General features: G+C 44.4%; 24 protein-coding genes. 12 read left to right on the forward strand and 12 right to left on the reverse strand.

Features of this window, described 5'->3' with window-relative positions; translation table 11 throughout:
* Positions 1 to 63: 63 nt before the first annotated feature.
* Together F995_RS07945 and F995_RS07950 are read right to left on the reverse strand one after the other, a co-directional pair.
* Positions 64 to 825, reverse strand: coding sequence for a 3-oxoacyl-ACP reductase (locus F995_RS07945; RefSeq protein WP_004646322.1), 762 nt, complete (start codon positions 823 to 825; stop codon positions 64 to 66).
* A 98-nt stretch (positions 826 to 923) separates the two neighbouring features.
* Entirely contained in the window at positions 924 to 1,658 is a 735-nt protein-coding gene (locus F995_RS07950; protein ID WP_004646323.1) for a sulfite exporter TauE/SafE family protein, read from the reverse strand.
* A 246-nt stretch (positions 1,659 to 1,904) separates the two neighbouring features.
* On the opposite strand from F995_RS07950, the gene F995_RS07955 reads away from it, so the two are divergent.
* The gene (locus tag F995_RS07955; RefSeq protein WP_004646324.1) at positions 1,905 to 2,117 is read left to right on the forward strand and encodes a hypothetical protein; all 213 of its coding nucleotides are present in this window, start codon (positions 1,905 to 1,907) and stop codon (positions 2,115 to 2,117) included.
* An 87-nt stretch (positions 2,118 to 2,204) separates the two neighbouring features.
* On the opposite strand, the gene rsmD is transcribed toward F995_RS07955, so the two are convergent.
* Positions 2,205 to 2,762: a 16S rRNA (guanine(966)-N(2))-methyltransferase RsmD gene (gene rsmD / locus F995_RS07960; protein ID WP_004646325.1), complete on the reverse strand. Its 558-nt coding sequence runs from the start codon at positions 2,760 to 2,762 to the stop codon at positions 2,205 to 2,207.
* A gap of 2 nt (positions 2,763 to 2,764) precedes the next feature.
* Positions 2,765 to 4,816, reverse strand: coding sequence for a penicillin-binding protein 2 (mrdA, locus tag F995_RS07965; protein ID WP_016806650.1), 2,052 nt, complete (start codon positions 4,814 to 4,816; stop codon positions 2,765 to 2,767).
* A 238-nt stretch (positions 4,817 to 5,054) separates the two neighbouring features.
* Between mrdA and F995_RS07970 the strand changes: the two genes are divergently transcribed.
* The 4 genes from F995_RS07970 to F995_RS07985 all read left to right on the forward strand — a co-directional run bounded on the left by F995_RS07970 (position 5,055) and on the right by F995_RS07985 (position 7,991).
* Positions 5,055 to 5,573, forward strand: coding sequence for a hypothetical protein (locus tag F995_RS07970; protein ID WP_004646328.1), 519 nt, complete (start codon positions 5,055 to 5,057; stop codon positions 5,571 to 5,573).
* 65 nt (positions 5,574 to 5,638) lie between these two features.
* Positions 5,639 to 6,955 carry a DUF445 domain-containing protein gene (locus tag F995_RS07975; RefSeq protein ID WP_004279487.1) on the forward strand — a complete coding sequence of 439 codons (1,317 nt, stop codon included), beginning with the start codon at positions 5,639 to 5,641 and terminating at the stop codon, positions 6,953 to 6,955.
* Positions 6,956 to 7,030: 75 nt separating this feature from the next.
* Positions 7,031 to 7,690, forward strand: a complete 660-nt coding sequence (adk, locus tag F995_RS07980; protein ID WP_004279488.1) for an adenylate kinase — start codon at positions 7,031 to 7,033, stop codon at positions 7,688 to 7,690.
* Between the two features lie 88 nt (positions 7,691 to 7,778).
* Positions 7,779 to 7,991 carry a hypothetical protein gene (locus F995_RS07985; protein WP_004279489.1) on the forward strand — a complete coding sequence of 71 codons (213 nt, stop codon included), beginning with the start codon at positions 7,779 to 7,781 and terminating at the stop codon, positions 7,989 to 7,991.
* 116 nt (positions 7,992 to 8,107) lie between these two features.
* Here F995_RS07985 and nth read toward each other — a convergent pair whose 3' ends face one another.
* The gene (nth, locus tag F995_RS07990) at positions 8,108 to 8,821 is read right to left on the reverse strand and encodes an endonuclease III (RefSeq protein WP_004646329.1); all 714 of its coding nucleotides are present in this window, start codon (positions 8,819 to 8,821) and stop codon (positions 8,108 to 8,110) included.
* A 3-nt stretch (positions 8,822 to 8,824) separates the two neighbouring features.
* On the reverse strand, positions 8,825 to 9,616 hold the full coding sequence (locus tag F995_RS07995; protein WP_004646330.1) for an RnfABCDGE type electron transport complex subunit B: 792 nt from the start codon (positions 9,614 to 9,616) through the stop codon (positions 8,825 to 8,827).
* 349 nt (positions 9,617 to 9,965) lie between these two features.
* Here F995_RS07995 and gdhA point away from each other — a divergent pair, with 349 nt between their 5' ends.
* Positions 9,966 to 11,309: an NADP-specific glutamate dehydrogenase gene (gene gdhA / locus F995_RS08000; RefSeq protein WP_004646331.1), complete on the forward strand. Its 1,344-nt coding sequence runs from the start codon at positions 9,966 to 9,968 to the stop codon at positions 11,307 to 11,309.
* 70 nt (positions 11,310 to 11,379) lie between these two features.
* Here the strand turns inward: gdhA and F995_RS08005 are convergent, their stop codons facing one another.
* From F995_RS08005 to rlmH, 3 genes are all read right to left on the reverse strand, one after another.
* Positions 11,380 to 12,153 carry an META and DUF4377 domain-containing protein gene (locus F995_RS08005; RefSeq protein WP_016806649.1) on the reverse strand — a complete coding sequence of 258 codons (774 nt, stop codon included), beginning with the start codon at positions 12,151 to 12,153 and terminating at the stop codon, positions 11,380 to 11,382.
* Between the two features lie 127 nt (positions 12,154 to 12,280).
* Positions 12,281 to 13,057 carry a DODA-type extradiol aromatic ring-opening family dioxygenase gene (locus F995_RS08010; protein WP_004646334.1) on the reverse strand — a complete coding sequence of 259 codons (777 nt, stop codon included), beginning with the start codon at positions 13,055 to 13,057 and terminating at the stop codon, positions 12,281 to 12,283.
* A gap of 110 nt (positions 13,058 to 13,167) precedes the next feature.
* Complete coding sequence (rlmH, locus tag F995_RS08015) at positions 13,168 to 13,650, reverse strand: 23S rRNA (pseudouridine(1915)-N(3))-methyltransferase RlmH (protein ID WP_004646335.1); 483 nt, start codon at positions 13,648 to 13,650, stop codon at positions 13,168 to 13,170.
* A 167-nt stretch (positions 13,651 to 13,817) separates the two neighbouring features.
* On the opposite strand from rlmH, the gene F995_RS08020 reads away from it, so the two are divergent.
* On the forward strand, positions 13,818 to 14,750 hold the full coding sequence (locus F995_RS08020; RefSeq protein WP_004646336.1) for a M28 family peptidase: 933 nt from the start codon (positions 13,818 to 13,820) through the stop codon (positions 14,748 to 14,750).
* A 72-nt stretch (positions 14,751 to 14,822) separates the two neighbouring features.
* On the opposite strand, the gene lon is transcribed toward F995_RS08020, so the two are convergent.
* Both lon and F995_RS08030 read right to left on the reverse strand, forming a co-directional pair.
* A complete protein-coding gene (gene lon, locus F995_RS08025; RefSeq protein ID WP_004646337.1) occupies positions 14,823 to 17,249 on the reverse strand; it encodes an endopeptidase La in 2,427 nt (808 codons plus the stop codon).
* A gap of 147 nt (positions 17,250 to 17,396) precedes the next feature.
* Positions 17,397 to 17,978 (reverse strand): 5-formyltetrahydrofolate cyclo-ligase, encoded by a 582-nt coding sequence (locus F995_RS08030; RefSeq protein ID WP_004646339.1) that lies wholly within the window; start codon positions 17,976 to 17,978, stop codon positions 17,397 to 17,399.
* A gap of 432 nt (positions 17,979 to 18,410) precedes the next feature.
* Here F995_RS08030 and F995_RS08035 point away from each other — a divergent pair, with 432 nt between their 5' ends.
* Positions 18,411 to 18,893 (forward strand): VOC family protein, encoded by a 483-nt coding sequence (locus F995_RS08035; RefSeq protein ID WP_004646340.1) that lies wholly within the window; start codon positions 18,411 to 18,413, stop codon positions 18,891 to 18,893.
* A gap of 212 nt (positions 18,894 to 19,105) precedes the next feature.
* Here the strand turns inward: F995_RS08035 and F995_RS17105 are convergent, their stop codons facing one another.
* Positions 19,106 to 19,228 carry a hypothetical protein gene (locus tag F995_RS17105; protein WP_016806644.1) on the reverse strand — a complete coding sequence of 41 codons (123 nt, stop codon included), beginning with the start codon at positions 19,226 to 19,228 and terminating at the stop codon, positions 19,106 to 19,108.
* A 116-nt stretch (positions 19,229 to 19,344) separates the two neighbouring features.
* Here F995_RS17105 and F995_RS16985 point away from each other — a divergent pair, with 116 nt between their 5' ends.
* The 4 genes from F995_RS16985 to uca all read left to right on the forward strand — a co-directional run bounded on the left by F995_RS16985 (position 19,345) and on the right by uca (position 24,755).
* Complete coding sequence (locus F995_RS16985; RefSeq protein WP_228127476.1) at positions 19,345 to 19,686, forward strand: hypothetical protein; 342 nt, start codon at positions 19,345 to 19,347, stop codon at positions 19,684 to 19,686.
* 159 nt (positions 19,687 to 19,845) lie between these two features.
* Complete coding sequence (locus tag F995_RS08045; RefSeq protein WP_004646344.1) at positions 19,846 to 20,547, forward strand: IS1 family transposase; 702 nt, start codon at positions 19,846 to 19,848, stop codon at positions 20,545 to 20,547.
* A gap of 292 nt (positions 20,548 to 20,839) precedes the next feature.
* On the forward strand, positions 20,840 to 21,067 hold the full coding sequence (locus F995_RS08050; protein ID WP_004646345.1) for a hypothetical protein: 228 nt from the start codon (positions 20,840 to 20,842) through the stop codon (positions 21,065 to 21,067).
* Between the two features lie 88 nt (positions 21,068 to 21,155).
* Positions 21,156 to 24,755 (forward strand): urea carboxylase, encoded by a 3,600-nt coding sequence (gene uca, locus F995_RS08055; protein WP_004646346.1) that lies wholly within the window; start codon positions 21,156 to 21,158, stop codon positions 24,753 to 24,755.
* Positions 24,756 to 24,765 lie beyond the last annotated feature (10 nt).

Genomic DNA, 24,765 nt, shown 5'->3' on the forward strand with positions numbered 1-24,765 from the left:
TCTACCAAATGGTTAAAAAATAGAACAACAGAATTTGAAAATTCAAGTCCATTCTCTAAACATTTAACCTTTGACCAAGCCACCATCTACAATCAGGTTTTGTCCTGTGACGGCACGTGAATAAGGTGACAAAAACATCAGGATTGCAGCAGCAAATTCTTCTGGTGTAATTACGCGGCGTAAAGGCGTCGATTGAGCAATCAGGTCAAAGACAATGTCAGGTGTGGCCTTACTGGCATCCGTGGTTTGTAACAGGCCACCAGAGAGCATATTCACATTGATGCCATATTGTCCCAAGTCCTGCGCCGTGGTGCGGGTAAAGGCCAATAATGCAGCTTTGGCGGTGGTATAGTCATGATAAGGAACCACCGGATTTTGCACCAGGTTTGTACCAATATTCACGATCCGGCCAAACCCTGCCTGTTTCATATCATCCAGTGCGGCTTGTGTAGTATTTAAGGCAGCCTGTACTGCACCGCTAAATTGCCGTTGCAACATATCCCAAGTCAGCGTTTCTACTTTAGGGCGTGCATCACCATTAAATTCAAATTGAATCAGTGCGTTATTGATTACAGCATGAATCGCTTCCCCGAAATGGGTTTTAGCTGCGGCAAATAAAGCACGTACCTGATCAGCTTGGGTCACATCTGCCTGATAAATAAAGACTTGATCTGGATATTGCTGGGCCAGCTGTTCAGCTTGCTGCTGACTGCGATGATAGTTGACGACCACACGCGCACCCTCCGCCAGTAAAGCCTGAGTAATGGCTAAACCCAAACCACGTGCACCGCCAGTAACAAGAACGATCTGATCACGAATCTCCATAATGATGATCTATATTTACAAAGATTGGCCTTAACATAGCAGTTATTTCACCGGATTCAAGCTTTAGCGGGGAAGACAGACTCGGCTTGATCTTGTGTTTAAATGAATTGGGACGCTAATAGAAAACAGCCTGCACTAAAGAGTAAACTTAAGATCATGCGTTTGAACAATAATTCCGAAATTTTATAAAATAGTTTTGCGCCTAAAATCGCCGGAATACTCACAAAAACAATCAGCAATGCCAGATACGGTAAATGGCTTTGATTGATCAGGCCTTGCCATAGATACGTACCCAGCGTGAAGAGCTGAATTGCAAAATTAAAATGCCGCAAAATATAGCGCTGCTGGGCTTTGGATAATTGTTTTAACATCACCCAGGCCGAAGGAATGGCACCGCAAAAACCGCCCAGTCCTCCTAAAATTCCGCCAATAAAACCGATGCAGCTATCAGTCAATTTTCCTGAATGCTGAATTGTTTTGAATTGCGGATTGAATAGCATCACCGGACACCACAGTACCAGAAAAAATCCCAAGATCATCTTAAAGGTATCTGCTTGAATGATCTGCAACAGATAAGTACCCAGCGGCACGCCAATCAGACCAGCAATCAGATAAGGCAGCACCAACTGCCTGGATAAAACTAGCTGCTTTTTTTCCTGACTGAGTGAAATCACATGACTCCAGATCGAGGCAAATACCAGCAAGGGCGCGGCCAGTTGCGGAGGCAGCACCCAGACCCAGAAAGACATGGCGATCAGGGCAAAGGCAAAGCCGGTCAGCCCCTGGACAAAACCTGCGACCATTGCACCAAGAATAAATAACAGCCAAGTCATAAAGATCAGGTCATAAGCAAAGGCAGCAGTATTCTCAAGATTTAAACAAAAGCCAAGCTTCCATTTAGCTGGATTTATGCAAATGAAAGTTCAAATTCTCATAAAAGCATGAATGCTAATTAAAAAAAAAGAGGTTTACGGCCATGCATAAAACATGCATAAATCTCTACAAGAGTGCAACAATGGCTCCGTTCACTCTCCATGAACTCGCCTGATACTGACAGAGTGCAGTAAGAGGTGATGGACATGATGAAAAAAGTGATATTACTTTCTGTATTGGCTGTGTCATTAACCGGTTGTGTGGTTGATCCTTGGGATGATGATTATCGTGGCAACAGAGATCGTAATGGACATTATGATCGAGACCACAGAAATCATGACTGGAAAAATAAGGACCATAAAGATCATCGGGATTGGAAACGTGACCGAGATAACCGCGACTGGCGCCGTGATCGTTAATCACAGTCTTTAAATTTGACTCACTACAATGACAAAAAGGATTCCACTGAGGAATCCTTTTTTAATGTCTCTTCAAAATAATTTAAATCAAGAAATACTTTTTTGATAAAGCCCCGCACGAACTGTACCGGCTTTGGTATTTTTAATTAAACGCCATGAAGACGGCAATTTAAGCAATTGTAAATCACGATCTGCTTCTACATAAATATAGGCATTGTCCTTGATCAGAGGATCTGCCTTTAGCGCTAGTTCTTCCCATAAATCTAAGCTATATGGCGGATCTAGAAAAACCAGATCAAACTGTGCCTGAAGGGTAGACAAAGCTTGCTGCGCCGTAGCTACCTTTAATTGAGCACGTGCTTTGGTGACTTTTAAAAGTTCCAGATTTTGGGTTAGAAATTGTGCCTGAGTACGATCCGGCTCAATCATCACCACTGATGCAGCACCACGCGATAATGCCTCAAACGCCAATGCCCCAGAGCCGGCACAAATATCCAAAACCTGTGCATTTTGTACATTCCACATCAGCCAGTTAAACAGTGTTTCCCGAACACGGTCAGGCGTCGGGCGCAAACCTTCAATGCTGGCAAAAGGCAATTGGCGGCGTTTCCAGTCACCACCAATAATTCGAAGTTGGTTTTTCATCTTTAGTCTCGCTCTACTGGTGTAGGAGCAGGTGTTGCTGCGGGAGATGCAGTCGTATTTGCAGAAGTCGGAGCAATCATTTCGGGCTGGTCACTGGCTGGAACGGCACTAGATGCTGCATCCTGACTCAACATGCCTGCACCACTTGGCAATTCAGCTGGCTTGATTCCGGCCGTCATCAGACCACCACTTAATTGGTGGCCTTGTGGGCGTACCGGATTTTTATCTTTATGCAGTAACCAGTAATCAAAAATTGGACGGGCCAGAGCCGTTGCGGCACTACCACCGCGACCATTTTCCAGAATAACTGCAATCGCGATTTCAGGATTTTCAGCAGGTGCAAAACCGACAAACAGGCCATGATCCAGCTGACGGTCAGTCAATAAGGATTCATTATAGCGCTTGCCCTGAGCAATACTTTTTACCTGTGCCGTACCGGTTTTTCCGGCAATAGAATATTGTAAGCCGCTTTTGATGCCTCGGCCTGTACCGGATTGAATTACGTCCACCATCGCATCACGCATTTTGATCCAGTCTTCTTCCTGACCATTAAAATCGATCTTGCCATGCGTGCCATTATGCACCTTGAACGGTTTGGCACCGCGACTTTCGCGCAGAACATGGGGAATGACTTTATTGCCATGGTTGGCGGTAATGGCTGTGGCCATAGCCAGCTGCAATGGCGTTGAAGTAAAAGCACCCTGACCAATACTGACAGAAATGGTTTCACCACGTGACCATTTGGCCTTGCGGGTACGCATTTTCCATTCCGGGTTTGGATACAGTCCTGAGCTTTCACTTGGTAAGTCCACGCCGGTTTTTTCCCCAAAGCCAAACTGACGCATCCAGGTATTCATTTTTTCAATACCCATGCGGTAGGACATGACATAGAAATAAGTATCACAGGAGACGACTTGGGCCTTATGCATATTCACTGCGCCATGCCCGGATTTTTTATGGTCACGGAAACGGTGACTGTCTCCCGGCAGGCTGAAATAACCCGGATCAGAAATAGTGGTATCCCAGTCCACCAAACCATGATGCAGACCACCGAGTGCAAACATTGGTTTAATAGTAGAGCCAGGCGGATAAACCCCTTGCACGGCACGGTTATATAAAGGTTGATCAAGGTTATCACGCAGGAACGAATAATCTTTGGTGCTGATCCCGGTCACAAACAGATTCGGGTTAAAACTTGGACTGGAGACCAGCGCCAGAATTTCCCCGGTTTTGGGATTCATCGCCACAATCGCGCCACGACGCCCGGCCAGTTGCTCCGAAGCGACTACCTGCAAGCCGTAATCCAGTGACAGGAACAGATCATTACCACGTACCGGATCTTTACGGCCCAAATGATGCAGCACATTACCAAAGGCATCTGCTTCTACCGATTCATTTCCCGGCACACCATGTAAAAGTTCTTCATAGGATTTTTCCACACCGATTTTTCCGATCAGGTTGGTTCCAGCATAGAGATCCTTATCAATTGATTTCAGTTCTTTGTCATTAATCCGACCGACATAACCAATCACATGTGCGAACAGGTCACCATGCGGATAGTAGCGGGTCATCTGGGTTTCAATATTCACGCCCGGAAACTGATATTTCACTTCACTAAAACGGGCAATATCATTTTCGTTCAGATTGAGCTTGATTGAAACCCGTTCGGTTTTACGCGCTGTTTTAATCCGGGTTTGAAAGCGTTCAAGATCTTCTTCGGTCAGTTCCAGAATCGGTTTGAGGCGTTCGAGCGTCTGGTTGATATCCTGTACGTCGGCACGACTTAAAGTGGCAGTAAATACTGGGTAATTATCGGCCAGCAGAACGCCGTTACGGTCATAAATATAACCGCGCGCTGGAGGCAAGGGCTGTAGACGAATCCGGTTCTCATCAGAAGCTGTAGTAAAGCTTTCAAAGTTGAACAATTGCAAATAGGCATAGCGGCTGACCAGCAGCAGCATAAAGAAAATGACAATCCCCATGGAAATCAAGACTCGACTGCGATAGATGCGCTTTTCTTGTTGTGCATTTTTTAAAGGAAAGTGCTGCTTCATACGCGATCGACTTAAGACCTGAGAGTGGTAGAAAAGAATCAAAGTGGAGTATTCTAACGCAACTGCACTTGATTTGATAATGAAAAACTGTCCTTGCAATCAGTTCCTTTAAGCTTTGACTTTGCAGACATTAAAATTGTAAAGTGCTGTATATAAGAGTTGTGATAATTCTGCTAGAGTAAAATCTAATAAAAATAGGACTATACCAAAAACTATAATTAAGGAAGATGGTGAAGGAATGAACAAGGTTTACCCTTTGTTAGCGTTTGCATTGTGGGCGAACGGGGCTTATGCACATGATCAAATAAGTACTACTACAACTAAAATAGAGCCTGCTCAGGCAAAAGCCTTTAATGTGGGTGTTGGTTTTACCCAGAAATTACTGCATTTAAATACCGAATGGGTGAACCCTTATGGGATTGCTTATGTGAAAGGTGGTGTTTTTCTGGATGATGATCGTACGATTGGCGGTCAGGCAGGCTTTCGTTATCCTGCACATCTCACCGGCAAAGACAAAAATGGTTATTATGTCGGGGTTTATGCCGGTCATATCGACAGCAAACAGGTTGATGGCGAGTATGAAGGCCGTTTAGGTGCTGGCGTTGATTTGGCCTATGTTTTGCTTAGTTCAGAACGGATCAGCAGTTTTAGTATCGGGATCGGTGCCGGAGAGAAACTCGAAGACCGAAATGGTCGTGCTGTGGCTGAAACAGAACCCCGGCTACAATTTTCCTATACTTTAAGTATCGGTTTATAGACAAAATATTCGACCTTATTAATATGTGTATTCTGTGAACAAAAAATTAAATATGGAAGTTATGCATGCTTGAGTACGTCAACGAGTTGTGGCAAACCTTTGTAAACCGCCCGGATTTTTGGGCCGTGCTCAGCATTATTCCAGTGACTGCATTTGTAACCTGGGCTCACGTCTGGATGGCGCTGAAAATGGTCTTTTATCCGATCAATTTTTGGGGTTTCCATCTCGGGCCATTACCTGTGGGCTGGCAAGGGATTGTGCCACGCAAAGCTGGACGTATTTCAGGCATTATTACCGATAACACACTGTCAAAATTAGGCTCTATCCGCGAATTTTTACAGGCGATGGATCCGGATGATATGGCACGCATCATTGGCGAGCAGGTCGGTTTCGAACTGGAACATCTGATTGATGAAGTCATGATGGATCGCAATGCGGTGCTCTGGGAAAACCTGCCTTTTGCCATCAAACGCAGAATTTATGCACAAGCACAAAAACAAATGCCGGCAATTTTGCGTGAATTAGTGACTGAGCTGACCATGAACGTCGAGTCACTTGTAGATATGCGTGAAATGGTAGTGAGCCAGATGGAAGGCGACCGTCGCTTGATGGTGCGTATGTTCCTGAAGGTGGGTCAAAAAGAGATCAATTTTATCTGGCATATCAGTGCCCTCATCGGGATGTTCTTTGGGATTTTCCAGATGATTGTCTGGTTTGTAGTGCCGTGGCACTGGACTGTACCGTTCTGGGCTGCGATCTGGGGCTTTTTGACCAACTGGATCGCGATCTGGATGGTATTCAACCCACTCTATCCACACCCAGTAAAGTACCCGCAATTCTTTGCCCGTACCACAAATCGCAAGTTTCCGTGGATTAAGCCGGTGATTCCTCGTATCGGCACCTATAACATACAAGGCGCATTTATGAAACGTCAGGATGAAGTCTCTGACGTCTTCGCAAGTGTAGTCACAGAAGACCTGATTACGTTAAAATCGATCATGACCGAGATGATGTATGGCGGCAGAAAAGACAAAACCCGCCGCATTATCAAACGTCATATTAATGAAATTATGGAAACACCCCTGGTTCGGACCTCTTTACAGCTGTCTTTAGGACCAAAAGAGTATGCAAAACTCAAGACGGACTTGATCGATCGCTCGATTGAAATTACGATGGTACCTGTATGCGACCCAGCATTTAATGCGAGCCGTGCACAGAAAATCTATCAAATGTTTAGAGACCGCATACGTGAGTTGACTCCGAAGGAGTTTCAGAATCTTTTACGTCCTGCATTTCAGGAAGATGAATGGATTCTGATTTTATTGGGTGGGGTAACCGGTTTTGTCGCGGGTTTAATCCATTTGTTTGTGGCTTTCTTATAATGAGATGTCGGGGGACACAATCGGGTGATTGTGGTCGTGGCGTCATACATATTGTTTAAATGAGGATGTTTATATATGCGCATTATCTTACTCGGACCACCTGGAGCAGGTAAAGGTACACAAGCTCAGTTGATCTGTAAGCGCTACAATATCCCACAAATTTCAACCGGTGATATGCTCCGTGCTGCAATTCGTGAAGGAACTGAATTAGGTCTACAAGCTAAAAGTGTCATGGACAATGGCGGTTTGGTTTCTGATGAGTTGATCATTGGTCTGGTGAAAGAGCGCATTGCGCAACCTGACTGTGTAAACGGCTGCATTTTTGATGGTTTCCCGCGTACCATTCCTCAAGCAGAAGCCTTGGAAAAAGAAGGCATTGCAATTGATCACGTGATTGAAATTGATGTACCAGATGAAGAAATCGTACAACGTCTTTCTGGCCGTCGTCAGCATCCTGCATCTGGCCGTGTCTATCACATCGTTTACAACCCGCCAAAAGTGGAAGGTAAAGATGACGAAACGGGTGAAGATCTGGTTCAACGTCCTGATGACCAGGAAGCAACCATTCGTAAGCGTCTAGGTTCTTACCATACTGAAACCGAGCAACTGGTTGGTTTCTACCAAGGCCGTGCAGCGTCTGGTGAAAATGCACCAACTTATGACAAGCTAAATGGTTTACGTCCAATCGATGAAGTTCAAACTGATCTTTTCGCGATTCTGGATCAGGCAAAATAATCGGCTGACGATGATTTTGACAATCGGAGAGCCCTAAGTCATATTAGGGCTCTTTTTTATTGCGTATTTGAACAGGGTACTTGTTGCTATGAAATTTGGCGTATTGGTGTTGATGGTAGTCTTTCTGGCAGTATTGGTAGGTCTGTTCTATTTCAGTTTTAAAATGCTCAACAAAGTACGTCAGGAAGAACGTGCTGAAAATGCAGCAAAGCGACCTGAGCGCCAGCTCCATCCAAAATTACAAGCCGAACTTGAACAGCGCAAGCAGCAGGAAAAGGCTGAACAAGATCAGGATAAATAATCCATAATAGTTCAGCTCAGCTAAGAATTTGGTTTGAACGAAAAGCACTCTTCTCATAGTCGATAAAAAGGTGACACATTGGTCACCTATTTTTATCCCAGCTTGATCACGCCGTTCTATTCAGCAAGCTCAATATTTTTCACTGCAATTTGGCGGGCTGCACCAAATTCAAACCGATCCGGCCAGTTACACACATCGGATACTACACATTCATGACATTTCGGTTTGCGCGCAATACACGTATAACGACCGTGTAAAATCAGCCAGTGATGTGAATCAATGATAAATTCCTTGGGAATGACTTTGACCAGACGGTGTTCAACTTCCAACACATTTTTGCCAACCGCTAGTCCGGTACGGTTACCTACCCGGAAAATATGGGTATCAACCGCCATGGTCGGCTGACCAAAGGCCGTATTCAGTACCACATTCGCCGTTTTACGACCTACACCCGGCAGGGCTTCTAAGTCTGCACGATTGTCCGGTACGATGCTGTTGTGCTTCTGAATCAGCATCTCGCAGGCTTTAATCACGTTGACCGCTTTCGAGTTATATAAACCAATGGTCTTGATATATTCCTTCAAGCCGTCCACACCTAGCGCATAAATGGCTTCCGGTGTATTGGCGACTGGAAAGAGTCTGTCCGTGGCTTTGTTAACGCTGACATCGGTGGCTTGAGCAGAGAGCGTGACCGCGACCAGCAATTCAAAAGGACTAGAATAATTTAGTTCGGTTTTCGGATTGGGACGCTGTTCACGCAGGCGTTCAAAAAAGGTCTGAATCTGCTTTTTGGTCATGTTTTTAACAGGCTTGGCCTTTGCTGTGGTCATGTTCTATCCCTGTAAAGCCTGTAATTGCTGTGTCAGTTCTTCCAGTTGGGTACGCTTTCGGACATCTTCACGAACCGAAAGCTGTTTTTCCAGTTTTTTAATTTGGGTACGTAGTTTTGCCAGTTCAATCGTGGTTTTGGAGTCGAGGGCTACAGGTACATGCTCTGGCTTGCTCGCGACTTCAATCACGGGAAGTTGCTCATTTAAAGCTGAGAAACGGGCAAACAGGGCAGTATCGATTTCTGCACGGACCACAGGTCCCTTACGATCGGTACGCCGTTTTTCTTCACGCTGGATGTGCGCATAGTAGCGTTGACGTAAATCCTCCTGTTCCGCTATGCGCTGTGCTTCATTTGGTAAAGGCTGATCATCTTCGACTAGGTCAATACAATCTACCGGACAGGGTGGAATACACAGTTCGCAACCGGTACACAGGTCAGTCAGAATGGTATGCATCAGTTTACCGGAACCAATAATCGCATCGACCGGGCAGGCACTAATGCATTTGGTACAGCCAATACATTCATCTTCACGAATTACGGCTTTGATGCGCTGAGGTCGACCATCGGCTTGAACTGGCCAGACACTTTCTTCAGCTTGAAGTTTAGGACGATTTAATAATGCAGCCAAAGCATCGGCAACAGGCTGTCCGCCCGGCACACATTTATTGGCATTTTCCCCCTCAGTAATCGACTGGGCATAAGGTAAACATCCGTCACGGTGACCGCAGAGTCCACATTGGGTTTGAGGGAGTAAAGCGTCAATCGATTGGACCAGAGAAATGGGCGAATTCATGTATAACCAGCGTTACTCATGGCAAGCATGAGAGAGTAAGTGAAACAAAATATGTCGATTCATCAATTTTAACATATTTTTAAACTCCTAAGTCGTGCGCAATTAAGGGTCAACTTGTGCCTTATTATTAGGCATAAATCTGAATGTAAGCCTTGATTCGATTGGCATTTCCTGACATAGAAAAAATTTTCATAATCAATATAAATATTTGTTATCAAATTAATTTTAAAGTATTTTCAAAAAAAGTATTGTAGATTAGTTACAAAAGATATTTAATATTTTGCGCCAAAATTTAACATTGATTGTAAATTTGACCAATTTTGATCCATTTTCTGCTGAGGATTAAGCGTTGAAATACAACACACTTAATGAGTTCCTAGATTACGTAAAATCACGTGATGCACATCAACCAGAATTTCTTCAAGCTGTAGAAGAAGTGATGACCAGTTTGTGGCCGTTCATTGAAAAGAACCCACAATACGCAGCACATGGTTTACTAGAGCGTCTAGTTGAGCCAGAACGTGCGATCCAGTTCCGAGTTTCTTGGGTAGATGACCAAGGTCAGACTCAAGTAAACCGTGCGTTCCGCGTACAGTACAACTCAGCGATCGGTCCATTTAAAGGTGGTATGCGTTTCCACCCTTCAGTGAATCTTTCAATCCTAAAATTCTTAGGCTTTGAGCAAACATTTAAAAATGCTTTAACCACACTTCCTATGGGTGGCGGTAAAGGCGGTTCTGATTTTGACCCTAAAGGCAAATCAGAAGGCGAAATCATGCGTTTCTGCCAGGCTTTAATGATCGAGCTGTATCGTCACCTTGGTGCGAACACAGATATCCCTGCAGGTGATATTGGTGTAGGCGGTCGTGAAGTGGGCTACATGGCCGGCATGATGAAAAAATTAAGTAACGATACGGCATGTGTATTCACTGGTAAAGGTTTAACTTTCGGTGGTTCATTGGCACGTCCGGAAGCAACGGGTTACGGTACTGTGTATTTCGCTGAGGAAATGCTTAAGTCTCGTGGCGAAAGCTTCAAAGATAAAGTCGTTGCGATTTCAGGTTCTGGTAACGTTGCGCAATATGCTGCTGAAAAAGCAATGTACCTCGGTGCGAAAGTGGTTTCACTTTCTGACTCTGCCGGTACAGTTCACGTTAAAGACGGTTTCACTGAGGCGCTTCTTGCTGAAGTCATGGAACTTAAAAATGTAAAACGTGGCCGTATTTCAGAATTCGCGTCTAAACATGGTTTCGAATATCTTGAAGGACAACGTCCTTGGGGTATCAAGTGTGATATCGCATTGCCATGTGCGACTCAAAACGAACTTGATGCAGACGACGCTGCTCAGCTTCTTGCAAACGGTGTAATCTGTGTGGCTGAAGGTGCGAACATGCCTTCTACGCTTGAAGCGGTTGAGAAATTCGTTGAAGCGAAAATTCTTTATGCGCCAGGTAAAGCATCAAATGCAGGTGGTGTGGCAACTTCTGGTCTGGAAATGTCTCAAAACGCATTGCGTTTAGGCTGGACTTTCGAAGAAGTTGATGAGCGTTTACACGCAATCATGAAAGAAATTCACCGTAACTGTGTGAAATTCGGTACTAAAGAAGACGGTACTGTGAACTATGTTGACGGTGCGAACATTGCTGGCTTCGTAAAAGTTGCTGATGCAATGCTTGCTCAAGGCGTATTCTAAGTCTGACTTAGTCTAAGCTGAAAAAACCGGGGCTGTTGCCCCGGTTTTTTTATATCTGGTATTTTTAGCCTTAAAGAGCACCCTTAACTAATTCACGCTCAACCGCTATATCAAAAATATAGGCATATTTCGATTGATCAGCTGCCGGATGCTTAATTTCAAAACGTTTGACCCGAATAATCTGCCGTTCATTTGGTGAATGCCGAAAACCTTCAATCTGATCATAGAATAAAGTCCAGTCCTTATCGACCTGAGTTTTCAGGCCATTCTGATCATATTTTACTTCTTTGACTTGCAAGCAGCTTTGTTGGGTTACGCCAGTACATTGTTTGGTATCGGGGGAAATTTCCAGAAAAATTGTTTCAGCCTGTCCTTGGTATTTGGTTTCCGGAGTCATTTTCCCGATAAATTCATAGGTTTGACCATTTGCGGCCATCAACGTCAGGGTCGGCTTGTTAGGATCTGTTACATTGAGCATAAAAGGAATGTCACGCTTCTGTAAAAGCTGGCTGACAAAACGTTCCTGCTCCATCAAGGCTGCATCACAGGCCATTTCAGTGCCTACAACTTCGCTGGTGGTGATGATATTGTTTTTGACTGACCAGGTCGTCCCGAGTCCATTACAGCCCGTCACGGCGCTCAGCCGGCCTTGAGCATCAAAACTGAGTACGATTGGTCGTTCTAGTCCACGATTTAGTTCCCAGTGATAGGCTGGAAAGATCTGATCTGCATTTTTTTGTTGGATGGTGGCCACTGCAAGATCTCCAGCTCGTTGAATATCACTGGACTGACAGCCTGCAAAAGTTAAAGGCAATAATGCCAGCACAATAAATTTTAATTTCATGGACTTATAATGAAGTATATAAAGTTCAAACAATAATAATGGATGTATTGCAAAAAAATATGGATACATTTCGCAGCTTTGAGTTGCAAAATGTATCCATCATTAAGATTTTAGCGCTGAAGCAAGATTAATCGAAGCGGTAAATATCCATACCGAGTGAACCCATGGTGAAACTGCTATGTACCAGACTAAAACGCTGACCTGTGCCCATCGCAAAGAAAATCGGAGCAAAATGTTCCAGCGTTGGATGATTCCGTGCCATATGCGGAATATTGGACCAGTCCAGTACAGCATCATAATCATTGTGCGTCAGTTTATGCACCACAAAATTACGGAAGCCTGAGGCCCATTCGGGTACATCAGCAGCCGATCCATCCCAAGACAGTTCACGTAAATTATGGGTAATACTGCCCGAACCAATCAGCAGGATTTGCTGTTCACGTAAAGGTGCGAGACTTTGACCAATCTGATAAATCTCATCCGCACTCATCGACATGGGTAAGGAAATTTCTACCACGGGAATGTTGGCATCTGGATACATATGTAGCAGCGGCATCCATACACCATGATCACGCGGACGAGTACTGTTGGCATGTGCAGAAAAGCCGGCATTGGCCAGCAAGCCTAAGACTTTCTCGGCCAATTCAGGATTTCCCGGTGCAGGGTAGCGTAATTGATAAAGTTCAGGCGGGAAACCACGAAAATCATGCCAAGTTTCTGGGCGAATTGCGCTACTGACTTCCAACGCATCACTTTCCCAATGCGCAGACATCACAATAATCGCTTCCGGGCGTGGCAGATTTTCGCTCAAACGATGCAAGGCAGGACCCACTTGCTCAGGATTCAGCGCCAGCATAGGAGAGCCATGAGAAATAAATAAGCCGGGCAACGTTTGTAAGTTCATAAGTCAAACCACATCTGGAAGATGCCTCAATAATGCATGAAAAATAGAAATAAGAGCAGAAGAGATTATTCAACAAAACGTTGCATATAAAGAACGCTTCAGCAAAATCATTAGCCTGCCCGATGATAAGGATGGTTGTTATTGATGCTCATAGCACGATAAAGCTGCTCGATCAGCATGACACGTACCAGTGGATGCGGCAGGGTTAACTTGGAAAGTGACCAGTGCCATGCCGCAGCTTTACGTACGGCTTCCGAGTGACCATCCGGCCCGCCAATCGCAAGAGCCACATCATTGCCTTCCAGCATCCAGCCTTTCATGGTTTCAGCCAGTTTTTCGGTACTAAATTCGCGTCCACCCACTTCAAGCGCAATCAGGGTTTCATTCTGCTTGAGCGCATTTAAAATGCTGTCGCCCTCAATATTGCGGTATTTCAGAATATCGGCTTCAGAATCGTTTTTGCCCCGTTTCGCCATCGGCAGCTCAATAATCTGGGTCTGTACAAAAGGTTGAATACGCTTGAAATAATCTTCAAAACCAGTCAGCACCCACGCTGGCATTTTTTGACCAATGGTCAGGATACGGATTTTCATACAGACAGATCAATAATTGGATACCTCATTATAACGATCAAACAACACGAAGTTGAGCTGGGAAACAAATTGAAATTGAAATGAGAGATTTAGTGTTGCTTTAATGTCCGTAGTTCAAGTATCCGCTTGATAAAGGAATGGAATAATAATAAATGCGGAACAGTGTCATGATAAAAGGATGTTGTACTGTGCTGCTGTTACTGATAGGCCTCATGGGGCCTAGTCTCTGTGCAGCCAATTCGAGCAAAAATGCTCAGGTCTCTCATCTGGAATTATTTTTTAGCCAGATCATGAGTGTCGATGAATACCGAAATTATAAAAATCTAAAAGAGCTGAATCGGGTATCTGCCTGGATCAAAGGGCAGATGCAGCGCTTTGGTATTCCATGCCAGTTTCAGGTTTATGTGGTCAATAACCTGAGTTACCGAAATGTCATCTGTAGCTTGGATACTCAAGCCAAAACCAAGATGGTGATGGGGGCACATTATGATGTCTTTAGTGCCCGAAACGGTGCTGATAATAATGCCTCAGGGGTAGCGGGTTTACTGGAAACCGCAAGATTACTGGCCCTGCAAAAATCCAAGCTCAAACATGATGTCGAATTTGCTTTCTATACGCTTGAAGAGCCGCCTTTTTTCAAGACAGAACATATGGGCAGTTATATGCATGCCAAGTCTTTAAAAAAGCAGAAGCAGAAAATTAAGGGCGTGGTGATTCTGGATTCGATTGGTTATTTTGATGAACATCAGGTGCAGAGCTATCCGGTGGGATTAAAGTGGATTTATCCACGACATGGTAACTTTATTGCCGCGATTGGGCATTTAGCCTCAACTGGCCTGACTGGAGATTATTGTGATGCCATGCAGCGTTTTAACCGTCTGGAGTGTCAACGCTTTGTTAGCCCAAGTTTTGCTCAGGATATGAATTTCTCTGGCTATCTGAATTATGCCAAATTCAACTATTCGACCATGTTGATTACCGATACTGCGAATTATCGTAATCCTTATTACAATACCGAATTGGATACTTTAGACAAGCTTGATCTGAACAAGATGACTCATGTGATTGATGGATTGGTTACGATGGCACTACAGCCATAATTCAGTTGTTTTATTCAATAACTCAATAAAAAACCCTGCCGAAGCAGGGTTTTTTATACGAAACATCAAGTCTTAATGACGCGCTGCTTTCGCTTCTTCTTTGGTTTTCACAATTGGTGCTTTAACCAAGGCTTTTGGCAAAGAGGTCAGTGCCAGCGGTAAAATCTCATCAATCGATTTTACGGCTTTAATTTCTAGACCTTCTTTGACATTTTCTGGAATTTCCGCCAGGTCACGTATGTTTTCCTGTGGAATGAATACCAGCTTGATGCCACCACGATGGGCTGCCAAAAGTTTCTCTTTCAAGCCACCGATACGCAGCGCACGACCGCCCAGACTGGTTTCACCTGTCATCGCGATATCCGGACGAATCGGGATACCCGTGAAAGCAGATACCAATGCTGTAGTCAAAGCCAAACCTGCCGATGGACCATCTTTCGGTGTTGCGCCTTCAGGTAAATGCACATGCACGTCGGTTTCTTCAAAGCGCGAGGCTTCGATGCCGAGTTCATCCGCACGGGTACGCACTACAGTCATCGCAGCGGTAATCGATTCTTTCATGACATCGCCAAGAGAACCGGTGGTAATGAACTTGCCTTTACCTGGGACTGCTGCAACTTCAATGGTCAGTAATTCACCGCCGACAGAAGTCCAAGCCAGACCATTTACACGGCCAATTTGCGCTTCTTCTTCCGCCATACCGTAGTCAAATTTATGTGGACCCAAGTAATCTGGAAGATTTCCTGCGGTCACTTCAACCTGAAGGTTTTTGGCTTTCTTGCTAACCGCTTCTTTTACCACTTTACGTGCAATTTTTGACACTTCACGTTCAAGGTTACGAACACCGGCTTCACGGGTATAACGGCGCACGATGTCACGAATCGCCTCTTCATGCACGGTCAATTCTTTGGCACGTAGACCATTGTTCTTGATTGCTTTAGGAACAAGGTAACGATCCGCAATATTTACTTTCTCTTCTTCGGTATAACCCGGAAGACGAATCACTTCCATACGGTCCAGCAGCGCCTCAGGAATGTTCATACTGTTTGCGGTACAGATAAACATCACTTCAGACAGGTCCAGATCCAGATCCAGATAGTGATCGCTGAACTTGTTGTTTTGTGATGGATCAAGTACCTCAAGCATCGCAGAAGCCGGATCGCCACGGTAGTCTTGCGCCATCTTGTCGATTTCATCGAGCAGGAACAACGGGTTTTTTACACCCACTTTAGTCAATGACTGCACAATTTTACCTGGCATCGCACCGATATAGGTACGACGGTGACCGCGAATTTCCGCTTCATCACGCACGCCGCCCAGTGCCATACGCACGAACTCACGACCAGTTGCTTTGGCAATTGATTCACCGAGTGAAGTTTTACCCACACCTGGAGGACCAACCAGACACAGAATCGGGCCACGCAATTTTTTCACGCGTGACTGAACTGCCAGATATTCCACAATGCGATCTTTGACATCGTCCAGACCATAATGGTCTGCATCCAGAATTTCCTGTGCTTTGCTCAGGTTAATGCTGACTTTGCTGGCTTTATTCCATGGTGTATCCAGAATGACTTCCAGATAGTTACGTACCACAGCAGCTTCACTTGAAGCAGGCTGCATCGCTTTTAATTTACGGAATTCAGCTTCTGCTTTTTTACGTACATGCTCAGGCAAATCTGCTTCAGCCAGACGTTTTTCAATTTCAGCGACATCGTCTTCCGCGCCGCCGTTCATATCAGAAAGCTCGCGCTGAATGACTTTCATTTTTTCATTCAGGAAATATTCGCGCTGGTTCTTTTCCATCTGACGTTTAACAGAATCATGCAGGGTTTGCTCAATCTGTTGTTCTTCAGACTGTTGCAATAGATAAGTCATCAGCTCAGTCAAATGCGCTTCGAATTCGTCATGTTCCAGGAATTTCTGTTTGACATCAATATTCAATGGAACACGGGTTGCGACGAAGAACAATAACTGTAATAGATCTTCAATTTTGTTGGCTGCGGTGATCAGTTCACGCGCATTACGAAGTTTCGCTTCTGCATATTGAGCGAAAAGCGCACGTAATTCCTGCAAGCGCACAGCTTGGGTATCTGCATCGACGCTCACCGTCATTGGGCTGAGTTCATGCTCTGCTGTCAGATACTCAGTTTCGTCAATGATGGTTTTCAGTTTGGCACGATGCAGGCCTTCAATCAGAACTTTAATACAGTTTTCATCATTTTCGTGATTCACAACTTGCACAATCTTCGCGACAGTACCGTATTGATATAAATTGTCGTGATCAATTTCTTCTGTAAGCGAATCTTTTTGCGCAACTACAAATACTAGATTGTCACTGTTACGAGCCACATCAACTGCATTGATCGATTTTTCACGACCGACAAACAGCGCAATTTGCATATGCGGATAAACCACCACATCACGCAACGCCAAAAGGGGTAGTACACTTGGAACCTGAGGCTCTAAGGTTTCTTGATTCATAATAATTTCAGACATGAGCACTCCTAATGAGTGACAACGGTGTTGCCATGCTTTTAATAGTGATGGGTAATTTTAAAAATACAAGGGCAGTTAAGATTAAATTGTATGAAAAATGACTAATTATGTGATTTTAAAGTAGTTAGCAAGGGTAAAAATGCAAAATTAACGTTTGAACTTTATAAAAATTGTCGGGGTGATTAAAGCATCAAGGGGCTGATCCCATATTTCACGTTTTAACGGCTGTGCCAGCAGTTGAAAGTTATGCGCCAGACCCAGACGGAACGGACGCCCGGGCGCAGAAGCCAAGGTACGATCATAAAAACCGCCGCCCATACCAATCCGTGTGCCCGCAGTATCACAGGCCAATAGCGGCATGAGCAATAAATCCAGTTTGGAAACATGCACACCACGGGTGCTCATGGGCTCTCGCATACCCAGCCGATGATGAGCAAAGCGCTTGTTATGATATTGATGCTGGCTGATTCGAATCCAGACCAGCTGCTTATTCATGTCGCAAATCGCTGGTAGATACACCTGTTTGCCCAGTTTAAAGCAGCGTTCAATAATCGCCTGGGTCTGAATCTCCCCAAAGGCATGCAAATACAGCCCAATACGTTGGGCATGAATAAATTCTGGACTGCGGATCAGACGGTTTAGAACTTTTTGTGCGGACTGCCTTTGCTCAAATTTAGAGAGATGACGACGCGTTTTACGAAGGTATCTTCTTAATTCCTGAATGGTCATAGGGCAAAAAGCATATGCAACAAAATTGTGCTCTAGTCTAAGTGGGAATTCTGGAAAAGTAAAAAATAATTGTAAGCTGCAATTTTATATTATTCCGTATCTGCTGATTTAAATTTAGCTAATTTGTCACCAGTTTCAAAGTTAAAAAACAGTTGCATCACTGGTTGTTAAAATGTGTTGAAACGGTCAATTTATTTTCTTTGATTCACGATTTTCCAAGCAACCGATTGTTCAGTGACAAACTCTGGAAACGCATCAGTTTAAGCACTTTGCAACAGCTTTAGATCAATAAAAATACAATTCTAAAGTAGGTTTATTCTGTTTTTTGGTGAAAGATAGACAAGGGATTATATGACTATTCTCGACCGATATATGAGACACATTGTGCTTAGGCAGAGCACGTAAGACCTAAATCAATGGAGATTGAACATGATGAATATTGCCAAGAACACCATCTGTCTTTGGTATGATGACGATGCCGAAGGTGCAGCACGATTTTATGCAGAAACCTTTCCAGACTCCTCAGTTGGCGCGATCAATCTTGCACCCGGAGATTATCCCTCCGGAAAAGAAGGCGATGTTATCACCGTTGAATTTACGGTGATGGGCGTTGCCTGCATTGGACTGAATGGTGGCGCTGACTTTCAACACAATGAAGCATTTTCATTTCAGGTGGCGACTGAAGACCAAGAAGAAACAGACCGTTACTGGAATGCCATTATTGGCAATGGTGGTCAGGAAAGTGAGTGTGGATGGTGTAAAGACAAGTGGGGCATTTCCTGGCAGATTACGCCAGTGGTCCTCATCAACGCCTGTAACAGTCTTGACCGCGCTGCGGCCAAGCGCGCATTTAATGCGATGATGACCATGAAAAAAATTGACATCTCCGTGATCGAAGCGGCATTTCATGGTTAAGCGCCAAAGATATTGTCTTTCATTCGAGTTGATATTGCTGTGTAGCGCAATTTCACTGCAATAGTTAAATCTTCTCCTTTCTTTTTATCAACTCAAATTATCCCTCAACTCTATAAGGATCCGTTACAAAAATTTCAGATCAATCCAACTTGATTTGAACCTAAATCCAATTTCTTCATGATGATTCAAGGAGAATGTGCCATGAATTTTCCTCAATTACTGTTTATGGCGGGATGGGTCGCCCTGTCTGCACCTGCCGCTTTAGCCGTTGAACCGCCCATGTCGGGCAAAGCTAGCTCAGGTGCAGCTTCCTCTGCCGCCGATAAGAAAGCCATTGCAAGTGCTATGACTGCCGCACCTAAAAAAAGTAGCCGCTGCGGCCACGATTGTCGCTGTCGGTGCAGATGGCAAAATGCGTACCTTGCGCAAGGGCAATAATGGGTTTACCTGTATGCCTGATAATCCGACTACGCCAGGTCCAGACCCAATGTGTATGGATCAGGCCGCTCTAGAATGGGCAGAGGCCTGGATGGGACATAAACTGCCCACAGTCGGGAAAGTAGGCTTTATGTATATGCTGGCAGGTGGTACGGATGCCAGTAATGTTGATCCCTATGCCAAGAAGCCTAGTGCGGGCAATCATTGGGTCAAAACGGGTCCCCATGTCATGATCGTCGGTGCTGAAGCTCGTTTCTATGATATGTATCCTAAGCATAAGCAACCGGATACCGCTTTGCCCTATGTCATGTGGTCTGGGACGCCTTATCAGCACTTAATGATCCCGGTGAAATAGTGAATACCGTAATGACGAATACACGCTGATTCAAACCTTTCAATTCAGGTATTTAATACACTCAATTTTTATGACTGTACTAAGCTACAAATAGAATAGTTGGTGGTGTTTCAAAAAGTATGCTGAAAAAAACAATATGGCTTTTGATAAAATAGAGGTATGAAAATAACGCTACAAATCAAATGTCCTACCTGTCTAAGTAACAATATAAAGAGAAATGGCATCAAAGTAGATGGGAAACAAAACCATCAATGCAAAGATTGCAAACGTCAGTTTATTGGTGATCATGCATTAAGCTATCAAGGATGTAACTCAGGTATTACCGGCAAGATATTACATTTAATGGTCAGAGGAAGCGGTGTAAGAGATATTGCTGAAGTCGAGCGTATCAGCATTGGCAAGGTATTACGAACCTTAAGTGAATCGATCTATCAGATTCAGCCTAAACAAAGCCACTACGAATGTCTTGAAGTCGATGAACTTTGGACTTTTGTAGGGAATAAGAAAAATAAACAATGGCTTATTTATGCCTACCATCGAGAATCTGGAGAAGTTGTTGCTTATGTTTGGGGTAAGCGGGATTTAGCAACGGTTCAACGTCTTAAAGCTAGACTTAAAAAGCTTGGGGTTCAATATGCTGGAATTGCGAGTGATCACTGGGATAGTTTTATCACAACATTTCAATGTTGCAAGCAAGTGATCGGTAAGTTTTTTACCGTCGGTATTGAAGGTAACAACTGTAGAATTCGTCATCGAATCAGGCGTGGATTTAGGAGAAGTTGCAACTTTTCTAAAAAGCTCGAAAATCATTTTAAAGCCTTTGATTTGACTTTCTTTTACCTTAATAACGGATTTGTTTAACGCCAGCATACTTTTTGAAACACCACCGAATAGTTCACTTAGAAGCTCATCAACAGATGGGCTTTTATATGAGCATTGCAAAAGTTGAGATGATGCAGATCATGCAATATGAGTTTCAGAATAATTTTTGCACTGAATTGAAAACAGGCTGAACCAAAAACAACCATCCAATGAAATTCTCCCTAATTTATACATCTTAAATTTTATTAAGATATTGAAAATAAAATAAAAATTAAACTGGCATAAGTTCTGCATAACTGTATTCAAACTTGGATACAAGATTGGATACAGAATGCTTCATCAGAAAATGATCGGCTGGATAGTCCCAGCATGCCGCGATGCCGATCAGCAAAAAATGCTTCCACTGAATAACTTGGCTCAATTCATTGCCCGACTTGAGGGGAATGAACCTGCCTGGATTTCGGTTAGGACTGCTGCATATCTTATTCAAACAAAAATTGATGTATTCAAAAAACTGTATTTCGGACTGTATGTATCAGAGGCTGCCAGAGATCAGTGACGGCGGTAGGCTTATATGCAGCAGCTTAATCAAAAAAATAGATCAATTCGGCAGATTCAGAAAATAGATAAAATAACAGAGGATTCATATGTTTAAGACTGTATTGATTGCAAACCGCGGCGAAATTGCCGTTCGTGCCATTCGCACATTAAAAAAAATGGGCGTAACCAGTATAGCCGTCTATTCAGAAACGGACCGTTATGCACAGCATGTGATTGATGCAGATATTGCAGTGTCCTTAGAAGGGACCAAACCGAGTGATACCTATTTAAGTATTGAAAAACTGATTGCTGCAGCCAAGAATACCGGGGCTGAAGCAATTTTCCCAGGTTATGGTTTTCTGTCAGAAAGTGCTGACTTTGCCCGTGCCTGCGAAGAAAATAATATTGCTTTCATGGGACCAACAGCTGAGCAAATTTTAGAGTTTGGTTTAAAACATCGTGCCCGTGAACTTGCTGCAGCTGCCAATGTACCGATGACTCCCGGTACAGGTCTGCTAAATAGTCTGGACGAAGCTTTGGCAGAAGCTGAAAAAATTGGTTATCCAATTATGCTGAAAAGTACAGCAGGCGGTGGCGGAATTGGCTTGACCCGTTGTGATGATGCCGAGGCACTTCAGGAGGCTTATGAAAGTGTAAAACGTCTGGGCGAGCAGTTCTTTAAAGATGCCGGAGTATTTTTAGAATGCTTTCTCGATAAAGCCCGTCATGTCGAAGTACAGATTTTTGGGGATGGTCAGGGGCAAGTGGTGGCTTTGGGCGAGCGTGACTGTTCACTGCAGCGCCGTAATCAGAAGGTTGTGGAAGAAACACCAGCGGCACAGTTACCTGAAGCAACCCGTCAAAAATTGCATCAGGCGGCAGTTGAACTGGGCAAATCGGTGGAATATCGCAGTGCCGGTACGGTTGAGTTTATTTACGATACAGCACGTGACGAGTTTTATTTCCTTGAAGTGAATACCCGTTTGCAGGTGGAGCATCCGGTGACTGAAATGGTGACCGGTTTAGACCTGATTGAATGCATGTTGAAAGTTGCAGCAGGTGATACTCTGGATTGGAAGCATCTAAGCAGTATTCAGCCTCAAGGTGCAGCGATTGAAGTACGCATCTATGCCGAAGATCCAGTTAAGAATTTCCAGCCGAGTCCAGGGATTTTGACCGATGTCTTTTTTCCGGAAAATGTCCGGGTTGATACCTGGGTGAGTACCGGAACTGAAATTTCCCAATACTTTGACCCGATGATTGCCAAGATTATTGTGCATGCTGAAGATCGTGATACTGCCATTCATACGCTTAAATCAGCTTTAGCTGAAACTCGCCTGAATGGTATTAGTACCAATCTGGATTATGTGCATACTGTTATTTCAGATCCACGTTTTGAACAGATGCAGATCTGGACACGCATGCTGGATGATTTCAAATATGTGCCGAATGTGATTGAGGTGATTCAGCCGGGTACACAAAGTTCGATTCAGGATTATCCGGGTCGTGTCGGGTATTGGGATATTGGTGTACCGCCTTCAGGCCCAATGGATGATTATGCCTTCCGGCTGGCCAATAAAATTGTTGGAAATGTCGAGGCCGCCGCCGGGTTTGAATTTACCCTGCAAGGTCCAATCCTCAAATTTCATGCAGAAAATATCATTGCTTTAACTGGCGCACCTTGTCCGGTAAGTCTGGATGATGAAGCAGTAAATTTCTGGCAGCCTATTCAGGTAAAAGCAGGCCAAACCCTAAAAATTGGACAGGTTGAATCTGGATGCCGGACCTACCTGGCTGTACGAAATGGTCTGAATGTGCCGGAATATCTGGGTAGCCGTTCTACCTTTGCTTTAGGTAATTTTGGTGGACATGCAGGCCGAGTGTTACGGGCTGGTGACATGATTAAGATGGTGAATCCTGAGCTGCCGGCCGATGGTCTACCTTTAGCGATTGCAGAACCTGAAGTTTTGGCAACAGATCTGATTCCAAGTTATGGCAAGGAATGGAAAATTGGTGTGCTCTATGGTCCGCATGGCGCTCCTGATTTCTTTAAAGCTGAATATATTGAGGAGTTTTTTGCATCAAGCTGGAAAGTGCATTTTAACTCGAACCGATTGGGTATCCGTTTAACCGGACCGACGCCAAGCTGGGCGCGTGAAAATGGCGGTGAAGCGGGTCTGCATCCATCCAATGTACATGACTGTGAATATGCCATTGGTGCGATTAACTTTACCGGTGATTTCCCCGTAATTCTTGCCAAAGATGGTCCGAGCCTGGGTGGCTTTGTCTGTCCGGTGACCATTGCCAAAGCTGAACTCTGGAAAATTGGTCAACTGAAAGCCGATGACACGATTAGCTTCTATCCAATCTCGGTAAAGCAGGCCAATGCGCTGGAGCGGCAGCAAATTCAAACCCTTCAAAACTTTGCCAAGGCAGAGATAACCAGCGAGGCTGAAATCGTTACAGTTCAGGCAGAAAGTATCCTGGCATTGCGTGAAGCTACGCCAGATGCACCAAAAGCTGTATATCGTCAGGCAGGTGACAGTTATATCTTGCTGGAATACGGTGATAACGTACTGGATTTGGCCCTACGCCTGCGCGTACACCGCTTGATGCAACTGATCCGTGAAGCTGATCTTGACGGTATCCTGGAATTATCACCTGGTGTGCGATCCTTGCAGATTAAATATGATGGTCTGCGTTTGAGCCAGCAGCAACTGATTCACTTCCTGCTTGGTCTTGAAGAACAGATGGGTGATTTACGTGACATTAAAATACCTTCAAGAATTATCCATTTACCCATGGCCTTTGAGGACTCAGCGACTCTGGGTGCGGTTGAGCGTTATCAGGAAAGTGTCTGTGCCAAGGCCCCATGGCTACCGAATAATGTCGATTTTATTCAGCGAATCAATGGTCTAAACACTCGTCAGCAAGTTAAAGACATTATTTTTGATGCCAATTATCTGATTTTAGGGCTAGGTGATGTATATCTGACTGCACCTTGTGCAGTGCCCATTGATCCGCGCCACCGTTTACTGAGTTCCAAATATAATCCGGCCCGTACTTTTACCGCTGAAGGTACAGTCGGGATTGGTGGTATGTATATGTGTATTTATGGCATGGACTCACCGGGTGGCTATCAGTTGATTGGCCGTACCGTACCGATCTGGAATAAGTTTAAAAAGAACAAGCAGTTTGGCGATCAGCAATGGTTCTTACGCTTTTTTGACCAGATTAAATATTATGAGGTCACTGAGGCCGAACTGGATCAGTTCCGTGCTGATTTCGCCCATGGTCTGGCAGAAATCAAAATTGAGGAATGCGAGTTTGACTTTGCAGCATATCAGGATTTCCTTGCTGCAGAACAGGACAGCATTGCCACCTTTAAAGCGCAGCAGCAGGCTGCTTTTAGTGCCGAGGTAGAACGCTGGAAAGACGAGTTTGATGCACCTGTAGAAATAGAAGTGCTGCAGGATGACACCGATTACAGCCAGTATGTCCCTCTCAACGCCTCTATGACCGGCAATATCTGGAAGATTTTTGTAGAAGCGGGGCAGATTGTGAAAAAAGGCGACACGGTGGCCATCATTGAAGCCATGAAAATGGAACTGCCGGTCTATGCTGACGATGATGGTATCGTTAAAGCGATTATCTGCCGTTCTGGTCAGACCGTGCATAGTGGTGAGCCACTGGTCTATATGGAGTAATGGAGTGAGC

It is taken from the genome of Acinetobacter sp. CIP A162 (genome assembly GCF_000367905.1).
GTDB classification, from domain to species: domain Bacteria; phylum Pseudomonadota; class Gammaproteobacteria; order Pseudomonadales; family Moraxellaceae; genus Acinetobacter; species Acinetobacter lwoffii.